This window comes from Winslowiella toletana, assembly GCF_017875465.1.
Classification (GTDB): Bacteria; Pseudomonadota; Gammaproteobacteria; order Enterobacterales; family Enterobacteriaceae; genus Erwinia; species Erwinia toletana.
Genome location: NZ_JAGGMQ010000001.1, coordinates 1708637 through 1728020 on the forward strand (window position 1 = coordinate 1708637; position 19384 = coordinate 1728020).

The following is a 19384-nucleotide window of genomic DNA, read 5'->3' on the forward strand; positions in this document are numbered from 1 at the left end:
AATAAGCAAAATACAGTGCATTAATATGTCCGAATTATTACTGGCGACACTTTATCTGATTTAATACCTTTTCGAAAAAAAATAATATCGCTGGAAATAAATTAATTATCACTCTAATTAATTTAGGTTGTAATCAGAAGAATCGGCTCCGGTCGGAGCCGAGAAAGGCATTACGGCTTTTAACGCAATTTCACTGAACGCAAAATGACAAATTTCTGATTGGACTCCAGCGTGGTGCAGTTGCCAAACAGCTTCTTCATCTTCTGGTAATAGCCGAGATGACGGTTGCCGACAATACGCAACTCACCGCCATATTGCAGACAACGGCGCGCATCACGCAGCATTGCCCAGGCAATATAGTCATGCATCGCGCTTTGCTGATGGAATGGCGGGTTACACAGCACCGCATTCAGGCGATCCGACGGGAAACCGCTTAGTGAGTTATTGACCGCAAAGTGGCTGCGGCTCAGATCCTGCGGGCGGTTAACCTCAACATTCAGACGGCTTGACGCCACCGCCATCGATGACTCATCGATAAAATGCACGTCCGCCAGTGGATTTTGCTCCAGCGCCAGTAAACCAATGACCCCGTTGCCACAGCCCAGATCGACAATCTCACCGTCGAGATTGTCCGGCAGGTGCTGCATAAAGAAACGCGCGCCGATATCAAGGCCATTACGTGAAAACACGTTGGCATGGTTATGGATCTGATAAGGGGTATCATCCAGCGGCCAGACGGCGATCATCTCCGCGTCTTTCAGCGCAGGTTTAGTGAATGTGCTGTAAATCAGTCGCGCTTTCTTCCATGCCAGCGAGGTTTTGGTCTCGCCCAGCACGCGTTCGAAAAGTTGCAACGTTGAACTGTGAATATCTTTTGCCCTGGCGCCAGCAATAATCAGCGTGTCCGGCGTCAGCACCTGACGCAAAGCGCGCAACTGCTGTTCAAGCAGCGCCAGCGTTTTAGGAACTTTAATGATTACGCAGGAGGGCGCAGCGGGCAGCTCCGCCATGCTGTCGAGAAAGATGACGCTATCTTCATCCAGCTCATTCAGTCTTAAATTTTTGCGCGTCGCCAGCTCGCTCATCAGTGAGTCGCCGATGCTATACACCTGATGCTCGCTCAGTGCGCAGGCCAGCGCGCCAAAGCTGTCGTTGAAGATCAGGATCGGGCCGTCGCTGGCGACAGGCAGCGGCTGCTGTAGCAAATATTCATCTGCGGCATCCCAGGCCTGCAACGGGCTCTCATCATCCATTTGCGGGAAGCGATGCAGCGTCAGCGTGCGGTTGCTCAGTTCGAGTTGGCTCATTGGATCTCCAGCATGATAATATTTGCGCGTTCTGTACCCTAAATAATGCGTGTTGCAGGAAGGCGGCAAGCCTGCGAATCCCAGGAGCATAGATAACTATGTGAGTGGGGTGAGCAGGCGCAGCCAACGTACCTGCAGCGCGAAGTATGACGGGTATAACCCCAAAATGGGGGCGCAGTATACTTTCTTTTCGCCCGGGAGCCCTAATTAATGTCATCGTTGATCTATTTGCAGGGATACCCTGAATCACTGCTCAGCCAGGTACAAACGCTGATTGAACAGCAACGTTTAGCTGAAGTATTGCAGAAACGCTATCCAGATGGGCATAACATCACCAGTGATAAAGCCCTGTATGAGTACGCGCTGGATCTGAAAAACAGTTATCTGCGTAACGCCGCGCCGCTCAATAAAGTGGCTTACGACAGCAAAATCAAGGTGATGAAGCATGCGCTTGGTCTGCATACTGCAGTTTCCCGCGTGCAGGGCGGTAAGCTGAAGGCTAAAGCGGAGATCCGCGTTGCCACCATCTTTAAACACGCGCCGGAAGCTTTTCTGCGCATGATCGTGGTGCATGAACTGGCGCATATCAAAGAGAAAGACCATAACAAAGCGTTCTATCAGCTCTGTTGCCATATGGAACCCAACTATCATCAGTTTGAGTTCGATACCCGTTTATGGCTGACGGCGCAGGCGCTGGAGGGGAATGCCGCTTAAATAAAACCTTTCGCCTTCTGGATAAGACTGGTTTTCGTCAGTGCGCCAAGAAACTTTCTTTCTACCGGATTATTCAGCACCGGCAAGCGTTCCAGCGTCACCTGCGCAAACGCCTCCCAGCCTTCGCGAATAGTCTGGCTGGCGCAGATAAACGGGAAATCACCGTCCATTACCGTGCTGACCGGCGAATCGAGCGTAATTTCACCGTCGAGGATTTTACGCGAGATATCATGAATCGATACCACGCCCAGAAACTGACCGTGATGGTTAACGATATAGACAAAGCGTTCACGCTTCAGCGAGCTGACCGCCAGCGCTTCCCCCACTGACTGCTCCGGCAGCAGCGCCGCGCCCGGCACAATAAACTGCGAGATAATGCCGTTATCAAAATCAAACTTGGCGTCAGAACGGCTGAAGTGATGGCTGATAACCGGATAGGTGCTGGCTGATTGCAGGCGGTACACCATCATCGACGCCAGCACCGCCGCGATCATCACCGGAAACAGCAGGCTGCTGTTTAACGTCATTTCCAGCACCATAATGATCGCCATCAGCGGCGCCTGACTGACTGAAGCCAGCACCGCCGCCATGCCGATCGCCGCATACAGCAGCGCATTGCCCGCTGGTAACCCCAGTGCGCTGGCAACGCTGGCGATCGCCACACCCAGCAACGCACCAATCAGCAGCGATGGCGTAAACAGCCCGCCGACCGCGCCGGATCCCACCGATAACGCCGTAGCCACCATTTTCAGCACCAGCAGTAACAGCAACGCCTGCAATGCCAGGCTACCGGCCATCACTTCCACAATCACTTCGTAGCCATTGCCGAGGATATCGCTGGACGCTATCGCCAGCACGCCGACGGCAAACCCGCCGATGCCCAGCCGTAACGGCAGACTTTTCAGCCGTGAGAACAGCCCTTTGCTTTTGCCAATCAGAAAGATCATCAGCCAGCCCGCCAGTCCGGCGGCAAGACCAATCACCACCGTCAGCGCGATGGTGGCTGGCGTCAGCTGGAACTGCACATCGGCAAACGGATAGATCGCCGAACGATAGCCCAGCGTCCACATGGTCAGCACCGCCACCGCCGCGGAGATAATCAGCGGAATCAGTCGTTGCAGCGCCGAGATGCCAAAAGCGATTTCTGCCACAAAGATCGCCGAGGCCAGCGGTGCGTGGTAGACCGAGGCCAGTCCGGCGGCGGCCGCCATCGCCACCACGTCACTGTTTTTCAGCGCCAGCGATTTAAAGCAGTAGCGGCCCAGAATGCTGCCGCTGAGCGCCGACAGCTGCACCATCGGCCCCTCTTTACCTATCGAGGCACCGCTGCCGATACTGGCGATCGAAGAGAGCGCGCGAAACAGTGAGGTTCGGGTCGGCACCGCATCAAGGCGCGCATTGATCACCTCCAGATAGTCGGTTTTCACCGTCTGTTGCTGTTCAATCGAAGTCGCGTATTTAAGAAAGAAACCGGCAATCACCCCACCGAGGCCCACAATCAGCGGCCAGCAAAACCACGGCCAGACCGTCACTGCCTGGGTGATATCCTGCTCACTGCCGAACAGCAGCTGGCTGATCAGCTCAATGACCAGACGAAATCCCAGCGTTACCAGGGAAGCGACAATCCCTGCCGGGATCGCCACCAGAATGCTGGTCCAGTTCAGTGCATGTTTATTTCCGGCGACTGTCATACCCACTGCTGATCCTTTTTTTTACACCCGCGGCTGCAACGGGAAAGGCTGAAAACTATCATATTGGAAGCATGATCTCAGTATCAAATTCGCCGCACGCTTCATCATTGCTCTCACTTCTGGCTGTGCTAATCTGCTGCTTCACTCACAGGATAGTGGAGCTTAAAAGCATGATTCGCCTCGCTGTTGTTGGCACCAACTGGATTACCCGCCAGTTTGTCGATGCCGCGCATGAAAGCGGTAAAATAAAACTCACCGCCGTCTATTCCCGCACGCTGGAGCAGGCGCAGGCTTTTAGCCACGAGTACCCGGTTGAACACCTGTTTGTCTCTCTGGAGCAGATGGCGCAGTCGGCAGATATCGATGCAGTCTATATCGCCAGCCCGAATGCCCTGCATGCAGAACAGGCTCAGCTGTTTATGCGCCACAAAAAACATGTGATTTGCGAAAAACCGCTGGCGTCCAACTTAGCGGAAGTTGAGCAGCTGATTGCCTGCGCGCAGGAAAATCAGGTGATCCTGTTCGAAGCATTCAAAACCGCCAGCCTGCCTAATTTTACCATCCTGCGCCAGGCGCTTGCCGATGTCGGCAAACTGCGTAAAGCGCTGTTTAATTACTGCCAGTACTCTTCACGCTATCAGCGCTATCTGGATGGTGAAAACCCGAATACCTTTAATCCCGCCTGGTCGAACGGCTCCATTATGGATATCGGTTATTACAGTCTCGCCAGCGCCGTCGCGCTGTGGGGTGAGCCACAGCGTGTAACAGCACAGGCGACGCTGCTGGAAAGCGGCGTCGATGCCCACGGCGCCGTGGTAATGAGTTACGGTGATTTTGATGTCACTATTTTGCACTCCAAAGTCAGTGATTCACTGATCCCCAGCGAAATCCAGGGTGAAGACGGCTCGCTGGTGATAGACCAGCTTTCGCACTGCCAGCGCATCACCCTGACGCCGCGCGGCGGCAAAGCCAGAGAGCTAAGTCAGCCACAGCATATTAATACCATGCTGTATGAAGCGGAGCACTTCGCCGCACTGGTGGCTAACCATGAAGTGAATCATGCGGGACTGACATCATCGCGGATTACCGCCAGACTGCTGACCGAAATTCGTCGTCAGACCGGCGTGGTGTTCCCGGCAGACAGCCGCAATTTCTCGGCTATGTAAATATTTCTAAATATTTCATTGTTTCGTTGACCATGACTGCCGCTGAACGTATCTTACGTTGTAGCAAAGGGGAGTAACTTCTTAGCCAGTTAATCGTCATTACGGCCATGATAAATCCGCGCATTACGCGTGATTTTAGCCCGGTTACTGGGCAACCCGGATAGCACCTTATCCTGCGTTGTAAGTGAGACCTTGCCGGAAGGCGAGGTTTTGCTTGCACGTCAACAGAGCGGCTGACGTCTTCCGATGTCAGCCGTTTTTGTTTTTACAGGATAAGTTATGAATACTGTCGGCACACCGTTACTCTGGGGCAGCTTCGCTGTCGTCGTTGTTATTATGCTGGCGATTGACCTGCTGTTGCAGGGACGTCGCGGCTCCCACACTATGTCGCTAAAACAAGCCGCCGTCTGGTCGCTGGTGTGGATCTCCGTTTCGCTACTGTTTAGCGCTGCCTTCTGGTGGCACCTTAATGGCACCCTTGGCCGCGAAGTGGCAGATACGCAGGCCCTCGCCTTCCTCACCGGCTATGTGCTGGAAAAAGCTCTTGCGGTCGATAACGTCTTTGTCTGGCTGATGCTGTTTAGCTACTTTGCCGTACCGGCGGCGCTGCAACGACGCGTGCTGATCTACGGGGTGCTCGGCGCCATTGTGCTGCGTACCATTATGATTTTTGCCGGTAGCTGGCTGGTCACACAGTTTAGCTGGATCCTCTATATCTTCGGCGCCTTCCTGCTGTTTACCGGCATTAAAATGGCGCTGGCGAAAGAAGATGACAGTGCGGTGGGCGATAAACCGGTAGTGCGCTGGCTGCGCAGCCATCTGCGGATGACTGATAGCCTGGAAGGGGAGAAGTTCTTTACCCGTAAAAATGGCGTACTGTTTGCCACGCCGTTGCTGCTGGTGCTGATAATGGTGGAGCTGAGCGACGTGATCTTTGCTGTCGACAGTATTCCGGCGATTTTTGCCGTCACCACCGACCCGTTTATCGTGCTGACCTCTAACCTGTTCGCCATCCTCGGCCTGCGTGCGATGTACTTCCTGCTGGCTAATGTGGCGGAACGTTTCTCCATGCTGAAGTATGGCCTGGCGATTGTGCTGGTGTTTATCGGTGCGAAGATGCTGATTGTCGATATCTACCATATTCCGGTATCGGTGTCGCTGGGCGTCGTCGGCGGTATTCTGGCGCTGACCCTGCTGATCAATGCCTGGGTTAACCACCGCAACGACCAGAAAAAAATCAGCCAGTAACCTTTACGGGCGGCGAGAATGCCGACTCTGTACCCTTTCCCCCGGGGCGGCGTTCTCGCCGCCCGCATCAAATAGTGGCAATTTCCTCTTTTCCTGCCATCTCATTTCCTTATACTCCCCCGGGCAAACACTTCATCTGGAGCAACACCCAGGGATGCCGGATGAAAAACTTTTATAACGATTAATGTAATGGTTTTGAACATGATGATGGAAAAGAAGCCTTCCGGGTTGCTCGCACGCCTTCTTGGTGGCAGCCTGGTGAAACAGATTATGCTTGGCCTGGTCGCCGGTATTGCCCTCGCCTGGTTCTCAAAAGACACGGCGCTGGCAGTCGGTCTGCTCGGTTCGCTGTTTGTCAACGCGCTGAAAGCGGTGGCGCCACTGCTGGTGCTGGTGCTGGTGATCTCGGCGATTGCCAGCCACAAGCACGGCACCAAAACCAATATTCGCCCGATTGTAATGCTCTATCTGCTGAGCACTTTTTTCGCCGCCATCGTGGCGGTGGTATGCAGCTATCTCTATCCGCAAACCCTGACGCTGAGCGCCGCCAGTAACGACATTACTCCGCCGTCGGGCATTGTCGAAGTGCTGCGCGGTTTGCTGATGAGTATGGTTTCCAATCCGATTGATGCGCTGCTGCATGCCAATTACATCGGCATTCTGGTGTGGGGCATCGGCTTAGGTCTGGCGTTCCGCCACAGTAGCGATACCACCAAAACCTTGCTGAACGATGCTTCTGACGCGGTTACCTGGATGGTGCGTCTGGTGATCCGCTGTGCGCCGATTGGTATTTTTGGTCTGGTGGCGTCAATTCTCGCTTCCACCGGTTTTGATGTGCTGTGGAGCTACGCCCATCTGCTGACGCTGCTACTGGGCTGTATGGTACTGATGGCGCTGGTCTTCAACCCGCTGCTGGTGTTCTGGAAAATTCGCCGCAATCCTTATCCGCTGGTATTTACCTGCCTGCGTGAAAGTGGCGTTACCGCCTTCTTTACCCGCAGTTCAGCAGCCAATATTCCGGTGAATATGGCGCTGGCAAAACGTCTGAACCTGGATGAAGACACTTATTCAGTTTCCATTCCGCTCGGCGCGACCATCAGTATGGCAGGCGCATCGATTACCATTACCACGCTGACGCTGGCGGCGGTGCATACGCTGGGTATCAGCATTGATGTGCCGACGGCGATTCTGTTGAGTCTGGTGGCGTCACTCTGTGCCTGTGGCGCATCCGGTGTTGCCGGTGGCTCGCTGCTGCTGATCCCGGTGGCCTGTAATATGTTTGGTATTCCGAATGAAGTGGCGATGCAGGTCGTTGCGGTCGGCTTTATTATTGGTGTACTGCAGGACTCGGCGGAAACCGCGCTAAACTCCTCGACCGATATTCTGTTTACGGCGGCCGTCTGTCAGGCAGAAGAGAACCGTATTTCGCAGCAGGCGTAATAGTTACGGGAGCCGGGAACGCCGCCTCTGCATTATTGTAGGGGAGCCGTTCCCGGCTCCCGTATTACAGCGTTACCCCACTTTTAAACAGCGCCAGCTCGCGAAAATCATTACGCTCATTGTTGGTCAGCTTGCCATTGGCAATCGCCACAATCTGATCAACAAACTCAGTTAACAGCGCATCCATACTGGTGCCATGAATCAGCTTACCGGCATCAAAATCGATCCAGTGCGGCTTTTTGCCTGCCAGCTCACTGTTAGTGGCGATTTTTACCGTTGGTACAAAACCACCATAGGGTGTGCCGCGTCCGGTGCTGAACAGCACCATATGGCAGCCCGCTCCCGCCAGCGCACTGGTCGCCACCGCATCATTACCCGGCGCACTGAGCAGATTGAGTCCATGCACTTGCAGCCGCTCACCATATTTCAGCACATCCACTACCTGGCTCTGCCCCGCTTTTTGCGTGCAGCCCAGTGATTTCTCTTCCAGCGTGGTGATGCCGCCCGCTTTATTACCCGGTGACGGGTTCTCATAAATCGGTTGCTGATGGGCGATAAAATACTGTTTGAAGTCGTTGATCATACTGACGGTTTTATCAAATGTCGCTTCATCACGACAGCGGCTCATCAGAATGCGCTCAGCGCCAAACATCTCCGGCACTTCGGTCAGCACTGTCGTACCGCCATTGGCGATCATCTGATCAGAGAAGCGCCCCAGCAGCGGGTTGGCGGTAATACCGGATAAACCGTCAGAGCCGCCACACTCAAGGCCAAACTTCAGTTCACTCAGTTTGCCCGGCTGACGCCGATCGTTGCGCATCACGCTATACAGCTGATGCAGGCGCTCAACACCGGCTGTAACTTCATCATCCTGCTGCTGGCAGATCATAAAAGTAACGCGATCGCTCTCAAACTCGCCAAGGGTTTCACGAAACACATCCACCTGGTTGTTTTCACAACCCAGACCAATCACCAGCACCGCACCGGCATTCGGATGACGCACCATATTCTGCAACATGGTGCGGGTGTTCTCGTGGTCCTCACCCAACTGCGAACAGCCAAACGGATGACTGAACAGATGAACGCCATCAATATCCGCAGCATTCTCCGTCTCGCGCAGAAAGCGCGCCTGAATTTGCCGCGCAATACCGTTAACGCAACCGACCGTTGGCAGGATCCACAGCTCGTTACGGATACCGACTTCACCACTGGCGCGACGATAGATCGCCACTTCGCGATCCGCCGCCTGCGCGGGCAGCGTCAGAAAGTCGGGCTGATACTGATACTGATCGAGATCGCTGAGGTTAGTGCGCGCATTTTGCGAGTGGATCACCTCACCCGCCGCCACCGGCTGGGTGGCATGACCAATCGGCAGGCCATATTTAATAATCAGCGCCTGCGGTTCCAGCGGCAGAAGCGCGAATTTATGGCCACGCGCCACCGGCTGCAGCAGTTTCACCGACAGATCGCCCAGCTGCAGGGTCTCCCCTTCAGCCAGGTCGCTTAGCGCCACAGCGACATTATCGCGCGGGTCTATTTTAATCATGCGTTGCATAGCCGTGTTACCCCAGTTGTTGTGCTGCGGCGCGTGTACCGCGCTCGACAATTATTTGCAGGTGTTCGGTAACCGCCGCCACCAGTCCCGGTAACTGCGTCAGATCCTGTTGCCAGTGGGTTTTATCTGCCAGCACCGTTTCTACCAGTTGCTGTGGCGTAATTTCACCGCGATCAAGCTGTGGCCACAGCGTGGCGAAGCGTTCCAGCCAGTGAGCATCATCCTGCAGGGAAAATGTCTCGCCATGACGCTGGCCGCGATAAAACACCAGCAGCGCCGCGAAGGCAAAAGTGAGCCGGCGCGGCCAGTGGCCTTGCTGCTGCTGACTGACCAGTAACTGCGGCAACAGGCGGGTACGGAATTTGGTCATGCTGTTGAGCGCGATAGATAACAGCTGATGGCGAATAAACGGATTGCGGAAACGACTTAATACCGCATCAGCAAACGCGTGCAGCTGTGCGGCAGGCAGATCTAAGGTTGGAATAATTTCGTCACGCAGCATGCGGTCGACAAAAGCGGCGATATCTTCGTCATTCATCGCCTCACCGACGGTATCCAGCCCGGCAAGGTACGCCAACGGCACCAGCGCCGTATGGGCGCCATTGAGGATCGCCACTTTCTGCTCTTTATAAGGTTTGATGTCATCGACCAGCCGTACATTCAGCGGAAAGCGATCCAGCCGCAGCTCCTGCTGTAACCACGCCGGTCCCTGAATCACAAACTGGTAATAGACCTCGCCAGTATCCAGATAGTCATCGCGGTAGCCCAGCTGCTGGAAGATTTGCTCCGCTTCATCTTGCGGATAGCCGGTGACAATCCGGTCCACCAGTGTCGAACAAAAAGTGTTGTGCTGTTCCAGCCACTGCGTAAACGCGGCGGGCAGCTGCCATTGTTGCGCATAACGTAATACCAGCGCTTTCAGCGCCGCGCCGTTATCATCAATCAGCTCACACGGCAGAATAATCCAGCCTTTATCCGCCGCCGCGTTGAAGTGTTTAAAGCGCTCATACAGCAGGCGCGTCAGTTTGGCCGGAAAGCTGTTTGCCGGGGTATCTTCCAGCCGGTCCGCGTCATCGTAAGCGATACCGGCTTCAGTGGTATTGGAGAACACCAGACGAATCCGCTCATCGCGCGCCAGCGCCAGAAACTGGTCAAACTGGCGATAAATATGGATTTCGCGGTTTACCGAACGCACCAGCCGCGGTTCGCTTACCACCTCACCCTGATCATTCAGGCCACGGATCAGGGCGGTATAAAGGCCATCCTGACTGTTCAGGCTTTTATCCGTCTGACTGTTAATCGGGCGAAGCACCACAATACCGGCATCGAGATCGGTATGTTCATTAAGCAGGTCGATCTGCCAGTCAACAAAAGCGCGCAAAAAGTTACCTTCGCCAAACTGAATAATACGGTCGGGATGCTGCCGGCCTGGAAACTGGTGGCGATTTAGCGTTTGCATAGTCAATCCCTGGTTAAAGTTCGATGGCGAAATAGTCACGAGCATTGTTAAAGCAGATGTTTTGCACCATCTTGCCCAGCAACGCGATATCTCCCGGCGCTTCGCCATTTTCTACCCAGCGGCCAATCATCTGGCACAGCAGGCGGCGGAAATATTCATGACGGGTATAGGAGAGGAAGCTGCGGCTGTCGGTCAGCATGCCGACAAAACGGCTTAATAAACCGATTTGCGCCAGCTGCGTCATCTGACGCTGCATGCCATCCAGCTGATCGTTAAACCACCAGGCAGAGCCAAATTGCATCTTGCCAGGTTCGCCTTCGCCCTGGAAATTCCCGGCCATGGTGGCGAGCACTTCGTTGTCGCGTGGGTTCAGGCAGTAAAGAATGGTTTTTGGCAGCGCATTATTGCGGTTTTGCGCATCAAGCAGGCGAGCCAGCGGTTCCGCCAGCGGACGGTCATTAATCGAGTCAAAACCGACATCCGGCCCCAGCAGCGTCAGCTGGCGGCGGTTGGTATTGCGCAGCGCGCCAATATGATATTGCTGCACCCAGCCGCGGCGCGCATATTCCGCCCCCAGCCACACCAGCACTGCGGTTTTAAAACGCGCAATATCCGCGTGATCCGGCGTCTGGCCCTGGAGACGGCGCGTCAGAATGGCATCCAGCGTCGCCTCATCGGCTTCGGCAAACAGCACCACATCCAGCGCGTGATCCGAGACTTTACAGCCGTGGGCAGCAAAATGGTCCAGCCGTTTGCTTAACGCCTGGCGCAGATGATCGAACCGGGAAATCGCCACATCGGCGCTGGCCGAAAGCTTCTGCAGATAGTCGACAAAGCCTTCTGCTTCAATATTAAAGGCTTTATCCGGACGCCATGAAGGCAGCACTTTGGTGGCAAAACTGCTGTCGCGCGCCAGCGCAGCGTGATATTGCAGATCGTCGATCGGGTCATCAGTGGTGCCGACCATTTTCACTTTCATCTGCGTCATAATGCCGCGAGCGCTAAAGGCGTCCTGCGCCAGCAGTTGATTACACTGCTGCCAGATGCTGTCGGCGGTTTTCTCTGACAGCAGCACATTGGTAATGCCAAACGGACGGCGTAGTTCAAGGTGCGTCCAGTGATAGAGCGGATTACCGATGGTATGTGGCACCGTGCGCGCCCAGGCGTCAAACTTTTCACGGTCAGTGGCGTCACCGGTGCAGAACGCTTCCGGCACGCCATTAGCGCGCATCGCCCGCCACTTATAGTGATCGCCCTTCAGCCAGATGTCATACAGGTTTTTGAAACGCGTGTTTTCGGCTATCTGCTGCGGCGGCAAGTGACAGTGATAATCGAAAATCGGTTGATCAGCCGCGTAATCATGGAATAACCGACGGGCAAACTCACTATCCAGTAAAAAATCTTCGCTCATAAAATGGGACATACCTGCTTCCTCTTTGATCGACGTTTTTATCGTCGTGGCCTGCGTGGCCGTGACGCTAAAAAGTTATCATACCAATTATACTCCGCGCAGCGCTAATTTTGAGATGCAGCTCACATTAGCAGCATGTTTATCGTTTCGATTTCTCCATTTGTAACCAGACAAATCGCTAATACCCTGACAAAACGACGAATTTATTATCCCACACAAGAAAGATGGTTTTTGTGATGGCTCTCAACTTTTAAATCTGTATGACAAGTTATCTTTAGCCCGCTATCGAAAGCTGGCATGTTTGCCCCGAGGGGCTGGCGAGGAAGAAGTAATTTAAGGCGCTCAGCCATGCTGCGCGTTCGCGGGTAGTGCTGGCCATAAACCAGCGAAAGCGGTCCCGCTCCAGATAACAAGACATGCCATCAGCGCATGAAAACAGAGACTGGAAGAGGTATTAAATGCGTAAAATTAAAGGGTTACGATGGTATATGATCGGGCTGGTCACCATCGGTACGATATTAGGTTATCTGACACGAAATGCGATTGCCGTGGCGGCGCCGACGCTGCAAACCGATCTGCATATCACCACTCAGCAATACTCCTACATCATAGCGGCCTACTCAGCCTGTTATACCGTTATGCAGCCGGTTGCCGGATATATCCTCGATATCGTCGGCACCAAAATCGGCTATGCGATGTTTGCCGTTATGTGGGCGATCTTCTGCGCCGCCACGGCGCTGGCTGGTAGCTGGGGTGGGCTGGCGCTGGCCCGTGGCGCGGTTGGTGCGGCAGAAGCGGCAATGATCCCGGCGGGTTTAAAAGCCACCAGCGAGTGGTTTCCGGCTAAAGAGCGCTCGATTGCCGTCGGCTATTTTAATGTCGGCTCTTCGATTGGCGCGATGCTTGCCCCGCCATTAGTGGTATGGGCGATCGTCGCCCATAGCTGGGAGATGGCGTTTGTGATCACCGGTGTGCTGAGTATGATCTGGGCGCTCTGCTGGCTGCTCTTTTATAAGCATCCGAAAGACCAGAAGAAGTTAAGCGAACCGGAACGCGACTATATTCTCTCCGGTCAGGAAGCCCAGCATCAGACTAATAATGCGAAGAAAATGTCGGCCGGACAGATCCTGCGTAACCGCCAGTTCTGGGGCATCGCGCTGCCACGCTTTTTAGCTGAACCCGCCTGGGGCACCTTTAATGCGTGGATCCCGCTGTTTATGTTTAAAGCCTATGGCTTCAATCTGAAAGAGATCGCCATGTTCGCCTGGATGCCGATGCTGTTTGCCGATCTCGGCTGCATCGTCGGCGGTTATCTGCCGCCGCTGTTCCAGCGGGTATTTGGCGTTAACCTGATTGTCTCGCGCAAACTGGTGGTCACAATGGGGGCGGTGCTGATGATCGCGCCCGGTACTATCGGCCTGTTTACCAGTCCGTATGTTGCCATTGGCTTGTTATGTATCGGCGGCTTTGCGCATCAGGCGTTATCCGGCGCGCTGATTACGCTCTCTTCTGACGTCTTTGGCCGCAATGAAGTGGCGACAGCGAATGGTCTGACCGGTATGGCCGCGTGGACCGCCAGCACCATGTTTGCGCTGGTAGTCGGTGCGCTGGCCGATACGCTCGGTTTCAGCCCGCTGTTCGCGGCGCTGGCGGTGTTTGATCTGCTGGGTGCGGTAGCCATCTGGACCCTGCTGAAAAATCAGCCAGTGTCGGAATTAACCGCACAAAGCAGCGTCACTGTTCCAGTCAATGCGGTGCCAAAAGTATAAACCGAACCACAGGCCGAAAGGATTCGGCCCCTGCGCTATAAAATCCGGCAATAAACTGGTATAACAACTCATCCCCCTGTGTGTTTATATTCCGGAGACGCGATCATGGAACTGAGCGAATCACGCCGTCTTTATCAGCAGCTGGCTGCCGAACTAAAACGTCGCCTCGAAGCAGGTGATTATGCCGTGGGTGATAAATTGCCCGCCGAGCGCATTATCGCTGAAGAAACCGGCGTCAGCCGCACTGTGGTGCGGGAAGCGATTATTATGCTGGAAGTGGAAGGCTATGTTGAAGTACGCAAAGGCTCCGGCATCCACGTAGTCAGCAATCAACAGAAAAAGAGCGTTACGCCTCACAGTCAGCTCGAGTTCGCCAATTTCGGCCCTTTTGAGTTGTTACAGGCGCGCCAGTTAATTGAGAGCAATGTTGCCGAGTTTGCCGCGACCCAGGTCACCCGTCAGGATATTATGCAACTGATGGAAATACAGGAGCAGGCGCGCAATGAAGATCGTTTTCGCGATTCGGCATGGGATATGAAATTCCATGTGCAGATTGCGCAGGCCACGCAAAATAGCGCCTTAGCCGCCATTGTCGAAAAGATGTGGCTGCATCGTCTGTATAACCCTTACTGGTTGAAGCTGCACGAGCATATTGACGATAAATCGATTGAAAGCTGGTGTGACGATCACGACCGCATATTAAAAGCGCTGATGCGCAAAGATCCCGCCGCCAGCAAACTGGCGATGTGGCAGCATCTGGAGAACACCCGTCAGATGTTATTCCGCGCCACCAGCGATGACTTCGAATTTAATGTCGATCGCTATATGTTCGCCGAAAACCCGGTGATAACCCTTGAAAAATCGTTAAAACCTGACTAAAAACCGCTTTCCCCGCCATGGCTGACAAATTAAGCAAACCTGCAATAGTGTCAGCCTGTGTAAAACTCCTTTCTGCTAACGCCATTGAACGGTAAAACACCCATGCTGTTGCAAGTTTCTCCTGTCTCAAACTGGCGAATTTTGTTACAGTTAACTGCCTTTTCTTACCCTTTGCGACGGGCCAGAAATAGAGTGCTGCTTTTATGCACGTAATGTGAGTTTCTCCCAATCTGGCGGCGGCCTGTGCCTATCATAACGAGCAAAATCAACGCCAGCATGCCAGAGTTTGTACTCCAGCGAGCGTGTTTAACAATGATGTTCAGGAAGACTTAATGGATATTATGAAAGCGTTGTTGCATGCATTGTGGCAACAAGATTTTGAGACTCTTGCCGATCCCACACTGGTTTGGGCCATTTACGGCATCCTGTTTATGATTTTGTTTCTGGAGAATGGCTTGTTGCCCGCAGCCTTTCTGCCCGGCGACAGCTTACTGATTCTGGTTGGCGTACTGATTGCCAAAGGAACCATGAACTTCCCGCTTACCATTTTTATCCTCACCACTGCCGCCAGCCTCGGCTGCTGGGTCAGTTATATCCAGGGTAAGTGGCTGGGCAATACCGATACGGTGCAGAAATGGCTGTCGCATCTGCCCGCGCAGTACCATCAGCGTGCGCATAGCCTGTTCCACCGCCACGGCCTTTCGGCACTGTTAATTGGCCGCTTTATTGCCTTTGTGCGCACCCTGCTGCCGACCATTGCTGGTTTATCCGGCCTCAGCAATGCCCGCTTCCAGTTCTTTAACTGGATGAGCGCGCTGCTGTGGGTGGTGATTCTTACCGTTCTCGGCTTTGCGCTCGGCAAAACGCCGATTTTCCGTCGCTATGAAGATCAGCTGATGTTCTGCCTGATGCTGCTGCCGCTGGTACTGCTGGTATTTGGGCTGTTTGGCTCTCTGTATGTGCTGTGGCGTAAAAAACGCAGCACCAGCAACGAGAAAAGAGGCTGATAATGATGCTGCAACCCAAATGGATCGCGGCGCGTCGGCGCCTGATACCCTGGCTGATGCTGAGCGTGCTGGCGCTGCTGGCCGTGGCGCTGATGCCGGCGCTCTATCGTCAGGAAACTGCGTTACAGATCCGCGCCTCACGGCAGGGAACCTCGCTGCCCGATGGTTTTTATGTCTGGCAACGCCTGAATGCGCAGGGCATTCAGATTAAGAGCATCACGCCGGACCGCGATTCGCTGGTGATCAAGTTTGATTCCCAGGAGCAGAGCATGGCGGCGCAAAAAGCGTTACGGGAAATCCTGCCGTATGGTTTTGAAATTGCGCAAATGGACTCTTCATCGTCAAAGAACTGGTTCAGCCGCATCAGCTTTAATCCTCAGTCGGTAGGCTGAGGATCCCCCCTGTTTTCCACTTTTTGCCACCAGGAAGATTCCTGCTTATTGCCTCTGCTTTGAGCTTTGGCCGATTTCTGACTATCCTTACAAAGTGTTATACGTCTCATAGCAGACTCAGGACCCCAGAGTGACGATCACCACAGCGATCGGCATATCAACAAAGGAAGGTAAAGTTAGATGAAACTTCGCTACATTCTCTGCTCGGCTCTTTTCTCTCTCTCCGGCTTTGTTCAGGCAGCAGAACCGCTTTGCCTGCAGAAAGAGCAAGCGATCCAGCATGAAATCGATATGGCGCGTAAGCATGATAACCAGCGCCGGATCACCGGGCTGGAACGGGCGCTGACCGAAGCGCGCGCTGGCTGTACCGATGCGAAGCTTAAAAGCGAGCATCAGGAGAAGATTAAACAGCACCAGCAGGAAATTACCCAGCGTGAGCATGATCTAAAAGAAGCACGGGATAAAGGCGACAGTGACAAAATCACCAAACGTGAGAAAAAACTGGCAGAAGCACGAGAAGAGTTAAAAAGCACAGAAGCGGCACCTTACTAACTGACCGATTTAATCATCTTAAAGGAGTGTTTCATGTCAAAAGATACCACCTCAGAACATCTGCGCGCTGAATTAAAAAATCTGGCGGATACGCTGGAAGAAGTGCTGAGCAGCTCGGCGGATAAATCGAAAAGCGAGCTGGATAAGCTGCGCAGCAAAGCACGCGCTACGCTGGAAGAGTCCCGTCATCGTCTGGGTGAATCCGGCGAGCGTATTGCGCAAACCACCCGTGAAGCCGCTGGCCGTGCTGACGAGTATGTGCGTGAAAATCCATGGCACGGTGTCGGGATTGGCGCCGCAGTAGGTGTGGTGCTGGGCGTACTGCTGACGCGTCGTTAATCATGGCCGACTCACAGCAAAGCCACGGCCCGGGCAAAGGGGTCATAAACATTGGACAGCGTGTGCTTACCACGCTGGTCGGCATGGTTGAAACCCGCGTACGGCTGGCAGTGGTCGAGCTGGAGGAAGAGAAAGCCAATCTGCTGCAAATGCTGCTGATGGTGGGTCTCACCATGCTGTTTACCGCATTTGGTCTGATGAGCCTGATGGTGCTGATTATCTGGGCGGTTGATGCGCAGTATCGTCTGATGGCGATTGCCATCACCACCGGGGTGCTGTTCACCCTTGCTCTGTTCTTCGGCCTGTGGACGCTTAGCAAGTCACGTAAATCGACGCTGCTGAGCGCCACACGCAAAGAACTGGAGACCGACCGTAAACTGCTTGAGGATGACGCATGAGTCAGCGCGAGCGTCAAAAGCGTAAGTCTGAGCTGCTGGGAATGGTGCAGCAGCAACGTCTGGATCTCAGTGCCGCACGGCGTGACTGGCTGGCGCATACTGCCCGCTACGATCATGGCTGGCTGACGCTAATCAGCCTGCGGCGCTATCTGCTGCTCGGCAGTAGCGCGCTGGCGATCTGGACCACGCGCAAAACCCGGCATAAATCGGGCTTTTTATTACGCTGGGCGCGGCGCGGTTTTGGCGCCTGGAGCACCTGGCGCTTAATTCGCAAGAATTTTCCGCAAGCTGATTAACAGAACGGGCGGCGAGAACGCCGCCCCTACACCGTTCTGATCGTAGAGGCGGCGTTTTCGCCGCCTCTATCAAATATTTGCACTTCACCCCCACTCGCCCATCCCCATCTTCATATTTATTGAACAACATCGACAGTATATCTCGCTTACAACCGTAACCTTTCGCGATTATCATCTTCAACAACCTGAGGACTCCAGCGCAAACCGCCCGCGAGCCTTATTACTTAGCTGGCTGACTTGTGCTGCCCATAATAAAAAAACACGTTGGAGATGATGATGAAAAAATTAGAAGATACTGGCCTGCTGATTGCGCGTATTCTGATGCCAATACTGTTTATTACCGCAGGCTGGGGCAAAATCGGTGGTTACGCCGCTACTCAGCAATATATGGAAGCGATGGGCGTGCCGGGCTTCTTCCTGCCACTGACCATTCTGCTTGAGTTTGGCGGCGGTCTGGCAATTCTGTTTGGCTTCCTGACCCGTACCACGGCGCTGTTTACCGCTGGCTTCACCATTCTGACCGCGCTGCTGTTCCACAGCAACTTTGCGGAAGGCGTGAACCAGATGATGTTTATGAAAAACCTGAGCATTGCTGGCGGCTTCCTGGTACTCGGTATCAGCGGTCCGGGCGCATTCAGCATCGACCGCATTATCAATAAAAAATGGTAAGCTGCGCAGTCTATACTGAATAAGTAATATCAGGGCGAGGATGACAACATCCTCGCCTCGTTTTTTTCTGGAGGATTTATGGGACAACTAATTGACGGTGTCTGGCACGACAACTGGTATGACACCAAATCCACCGGCGGGCGTTTTAAACGCTCTGAATCAGCCTTTCGTAACTGGGTTACCGCTGATGGCGAAGCCGGTGCGACCGGCAAAAGCGGTTTCCGCGCCGAACGCGACCGCTACCATCTGTATGTCTCTCTTGCCTGTCCGTGGGCGCATCGCACGCTGTTAATGCGCAAGCTGAAAGGGCTCGAAGAGCTGATCCCGGTTTCGGTAGTGCATCCGCTGATGCTGGAAAACGGCTGGACCTTTGATGATGATTTCCCGGCGGCCACCGGCGACAGCCTGTATCAGAACGAATTCCTCTATCAGCTCTATCTGCATGCCGACAAAGAGTACAGCGGACGCGTGACCGTGCCGGTACTGTGGGACAAGCAGCTGAATACCATTGTCAGCAATGAGTCCGCCGATATTATCCGTATGTTTAACTCGGCGTTTGATGGTGTTGGCGCCCGCGCCGGTGATTACTATCCGGCGGAACTGCGCAGCAGTATCGATGAAGTGAATAGCTGGGTGTACGACACAGTTAACAATGGTGTGTATAAAAGCGGCTTCGCCACTTCGCAGCAAGCCTACGATGAAGCGGTGACCGCCCTGTTCAGTTCACTGGACCGTCTTGAGCAGATGCTGGGACAACATCGCTATCTGACCGGTGACCGCCTGACCGAAGCCGATCTGCGTCTGTGGACCACGCTGGTGCGCTTTGATCCGGTCTATGTCACCCATTTTAAATGCGACAAGCATCGGATTGGCGACTATCTGAACCTGAATGGTTTCCTGCGTGAGATCTATCAGATGCCGGGCATTGCCGAAACCGTCGATCTGGCGCACATCCGTCATCACTACTATTGCAGCCACAAAACCATTAATCCGCACGGCGTAATCTCCATCGGCCCGGCGTTTAACTGGGATGAACCGCATGGCCGCGATCATCTGTAATAGCGCGACGGATTTTGTAGGGGAGCCGTTTTC

The 19384-nt window shown here is 54.0% G+C and carries 19 protein-coding genes; 14 read left to right on the plus strand and 5 right to left on the minus strand.

The window, feature by feature from the left end; translation table 11 throughout:
- Nucleotides 1-179: 179 nt before the first annotated feature.
- A complete protein-coding gene (gene rlmG / locus J2125_RS07930) occupies nt 180-1307 on the minus strand; it encodes a 23S rRNA (guanine(1835)-N(2))-methyltransferase RlmG (protein WP_017801345.1) in 1128 nt (375 codons plus the stop codon).
- A 210-nt stretch (nt 1308-1517) separates the two neighbouring features.
- Between rlmG and J2125_RS07935 the strand changes: the two genes are divergently transcribed.
- Nucleotides 1518-2021: a M48 metallopeptidase family protein gene (locus tag J2125_RS07935; RefSeq protein ID WP_017801346.1), complete on the plus strand. Its 504-nt coding sequence runs from the start codon at nt 1518-1520 to the stop codon at nt 2019-2021.
- Here J2125_RS07935 and J2125_RS07940 read toward each other — a convergent pair.
- Entirely contained in the window at nt 2018-3712 is a 1695-nt protein-coding gene (locus J2125_RS07940; RefSeq protein WP_017801347.1) for a chloride channel protein, read from the minus strand. The two genes, J2125_RS07935 and J2125_RS07940, sit on opposite strands and share 4 nt — an antisense overlap.
- Before the next feature lie 170 nt (nt 3713-3882).
- On the opposite strand from J2125_RS07940, the gene J2125_RS07945 reads away from it, so the two are divergent.
- The 3 genes from J2125_RS07945 to sstT all read left to right on the plus strand — a co-directional run bounded on the left by J2125_RS07945 (nt 3883) and on the right by sstT (nt 7566).
- Nucleotides 3883-4878 (plus strand): Gfo/Idh/MocA family protein, encoded by a 996-nt coding sequence (locus J2125_RS07945; RefSeq protein WP_017801348.1) that lies wholly within the window; start codon nt 3883-3885, stop codon nt 4876-4878.
- Nucleotides 4879-5157: 279 nt separating this feature from the next.
- Entirely contained in the window at nt 5158-6126 is a 969-nt protein-coding gene (locus J2125_RS07950; protein ID WP_017801349.1) for a TerC family protein, read from the plus strand.
- Between the two features lie 207 nt (nt 6127-6333).
- Nucleotides 6334-7566 (plus strand): serine/threonine transporter SstT, encoded by a 1233-nt coding sequence (gene sstT / locus J2125_RS07955; RefSeq protein ID WP_026111729.1) that lies wholly within the window; start codon nt 6334-6336, stop codon nt 7564-7566.
- 64 nt (nt 7567-7630) lie between these two features.
- Here the strand turns inward: sstT and J2125_RS07960 are convergent, their stop codons facing one another.
- Genes J2125_RS07960 through uxaC form a run of 3 tightly spaced genes read right to left on the minus strand, consistent with a single transcriptional unit; the run spans nt 7631 to nt 12003 of the window.
- Nucleotides 7631-9121 carry a UxaA family hydrolase gene (locus tag J2125_RS07960; protein WP_017801351.1) on the minus strand — a complete coding sequence of 497 codons (1491 nt, stop codon included), beginning with the start codon at nt 9119-9121 and terminating at the stop codon, nt 7631-7633.
- A 7-nt stretch (nt 9122-9128) separates the two neighbouring features.
- A complete protein-coding gene (locus J2125_RS07965; RefSeq protein ID WP_017801352.1) occupies nt 9129-10580 on the minus strand; it encodes a tagaturonate reductase in 1452 nt (483 codons plus the stop codon).
- A 13-nt stretch (nt 10581-10593) separates the two neighbouring features.
- A complete protein-coding gene (uxaC, locus tag J2125_RS07970) occupies nt 10594-12003 on the minus strand; it encodes a glucuronate isomerase (protein ID WP_017801353.1) in 1410 nt (469 codons plus the stop codon).
- A gap of 446 nt (nt 12004-12449) precedes the next feature.
- On the opposite strand from uxaC, the gene J2125_RS07975 reads away from it, so the two are divergent.
- From J2125_RS07975 to J2125_RS08020, 10 genes are all read left to right on the plus strand, one after another.
- Nucleotides 12450-13760 (plus strand): MFS transporter, encoded by a 1311-nt coding sequence (locus J2125_RS07975; protein WP_017801354.1) that lies wholly within the window; start codon nt 12450-12452, stop codon nt 13758-13760.
- A gap of 105 nt (nt 13761-13865) precedes the next feature.
- On the plus strand, nt 13866-14639 hold the full coding sequence (exuR, locus tag J2125_RS07980; RefSeq protein ID WP_017801355.1) for a transcriptional regulator ExuR: 774 nt from the start codon (nt 13866-13868) through the stop codon (nt 14637-14639).
- A 332-nt stretch (nt 14640-14971) separates the two neighbouring features.
- Entirely contained in the window at nt 14972-15646 is a 675-nt protein-coding gene (locus J2125_RS07985; protein ID WP_017801356.1) for a DedA family protein, read from the plus strand.
- 2 nt (nt 15647-15648) lie between these two features.
- Nucleotides 15649-16038 carry an EnvZ/OmpR regulon moderator MzrA gene (mzrA, locus tag J2125_RS07990; protein WP_209499483.1) on the plus strand — a complete coding sequence of 130 codons (390 nt, stop codon included), beginning with the start codon at nt 15649-15651 and terminating at the stop codon, nt 16036-16038.
- Nucleotides 16039-16218: 180 nt separating this feature from the next.
- Nucleotides 16219-16590, plus strand: coding sequence for a DUF1090 domain-containing protein (locus J2125_RS07995; protein ID WP_017801358.1), 372 nt, complete (start codon nt 16219-16221; stop codon nt 16588-16590).
- Between the two features lie 33 nt (nt 16591-16623).
- Nucleotides 16624-16929: an ElaB/YgaM/YqjD family protein gene (locus J2125_RS08000; RefSeq protein WP_017801359.1), complete on the plus strand. Its 306-nt coding sequence runs from the start codon at nt 16624-16626 to the stop codon at nt 16927-16929.
- 2 nt (nt 16930-16931) lie between these two features.
- Entirely contained in the window at nt 16932-17327 is a 396-nt protein-coding gene (locus tag J2125_RS08005) for a phage holin family protein (protein WP_017801360.1), read from the plus strand.
- Complete coding sequence (locus J2125_RS08010) at nt 17324-17623, plus strand: YqjK-like family protein (protein WP_017801361.1); 300 nt, start codon at nt 17324-17326, stop codon at nt 17621-17623. Before J2125_RS08005 ends, J2125_RS08010 begins: the two co-directional genes overlap by 4 nt.
- Nucleotides 17624-17899: 276 nt before the next feature.
- Nucleotides 17900-18292 carry a DoxX family protein gene (locus J2125_RS08015; protein ID WP_017801362.1) on the plus strand — a complete coding sequence of 131 codons (393 nt, stop codon included), beginning with the start codon at nt 17900-17902 and terminating at the stop codon, nt 18290-18292.
- A 78-nt stretch (nt 18293-18370) separates the two neighbouring features.
- A complete protein-coding gene (locus tag J2125_RS08020) occupies nt 18371-19351 on the plus strand; it encodes a glutathione S-transferase family protein (RefSeq protein WP_017801363.1) in 981 nt (326 codons plus the stop codon).
- Nucleotides 19352-19384: the final 33 nt, after the last annotated feature.

Bases quoted from the DNA above. Each gene is read 5' to 3' on its own strand.
- J2125_RS08000 (WP_017801359.1), top strand. From the start codon at position 16,624: ATGTCAAAAGATACCACCTCAGAACATCTGCGCGCTGAATTAAAAAAT.
- J2125_RS08005 (WP_017801360.1), top strand. From the start codon at position 16,932: ATGGCCGACTCACAGCAAAGCCACGGCCCGGGCAAAGGGGTCATAAAC.
- uxaC (WP_017801353.1), bottom strand. From the start codon at position 12,003: ATGTCCCATTTTATGAGCGAAGATTTTTTACTGGATAGTGAGTTTGCC.
- J2125_RS07965 (WP_017801352.1), bottom strand. From the start codon at position 10,580: ATGCAAACGCTAAATCGCCACCAGTTTCCAGGCCGGCAGCATCCCGAC.
- J2125_RS08015 (WP_017801362.1), top strand. From the start codon at position 17,900: ATGAAAAAATTAGAAGATACTGGCCTGCTGATTGCGCGTATTCTGATG.
- rlmG (WP_017801345.1), bottom strand. From the start codon at position 1,307: ATGAGCCAACTCGAACTGAGCAACCGCACGCTGACGCTGCATCGCTTC.
- J2125_RS07975 (WP_017801354.1), top strand. From the start codon at position 12,450: ATGCGTAAAATTAAAGGGTTACGATGGTATATGATCGGGCTGGTCACC.
- J2125_RS08010 (WP_017801361.1), top strand. From the start codon at position 17,324: ATGAGTCAGCGCGAGCGTCAAAAGCGTAAGTCTGAGCTGCTGGGAATG.
- J2125_RS07935 (WP_017801346.1), top strand. From the start codon at position 1,518: ATGTCATCGTTGATCTATTTGCAGGGATACCCTGAATCACTGCTCAGC.
- J2125_RS08020 (WP_017801363.1), top strand. From the start codon at position 18,371: ATGGGACAACTAATTGACGGTGTCTGGCACGACAACTGGTATGACACC.
- J2125_RS07995 (WP_017801358.1), top strand. From the start codon at position 16,219: ATGAAACTTCGCTACATTCTCTGCTCGGCTCTTTTCTCTCTCTCCGGC.
- J2125_RS07945 (WP_017801348.1), top strand. From the start codon at position 3,883: ATGATTCGCCTCGCTGTTGTTGGCACCAACTGGATTACCCGCCAGTTT.
- J2125_RS07950 (WP_017801349.1), top strand. From the start codon at position 5,158: ATGAATACTGTCGGCACACCGTTACTCTGGGGCAGCTTCGCTGTCGTC.
- J2125_RS07960 (WP_017801351.1), bottom strand. From the start codon at position 9,121: ATGCAACGCATGATTAAAATAGACCCGCGCGATAATGTCGCTGTGGCG.
- mzrA (WP_209499483.1), top strand. From the start codon at position 15,649: ATGATGCTGCAACCCAAATGGATCGCGGCGCGTCGGCGCCTGATACCC.
- J2125_RS07940 (WP_017801347.1), bottom strand. From the start codon at position 3,712: ATGACAGTCGCCGGAAATAAACATGCACTGAACTGGACCAGCATTCTG.
- J2125_RS07985 (WP_017801356.1), top strand. From the start codon at position 14,972: ATGGATATTATGAAAGCGTTGTTGCATGCATTGTGGCAACAAGATTTT.
- sstT (WP_026111729.1), top strand. From the start codon at position 6,334: ATGGAAAAGAAGCCTTCCGGGTTGCTCGCACGCCTTCTTGGTGGCAGC.
- exuR (WP_017801355.1), top strand. From the start codon at position 13,866: ATGGAACTGAGCGAATCACGCCGTCTTTATCAGCAGCTGGCTGCCGAA.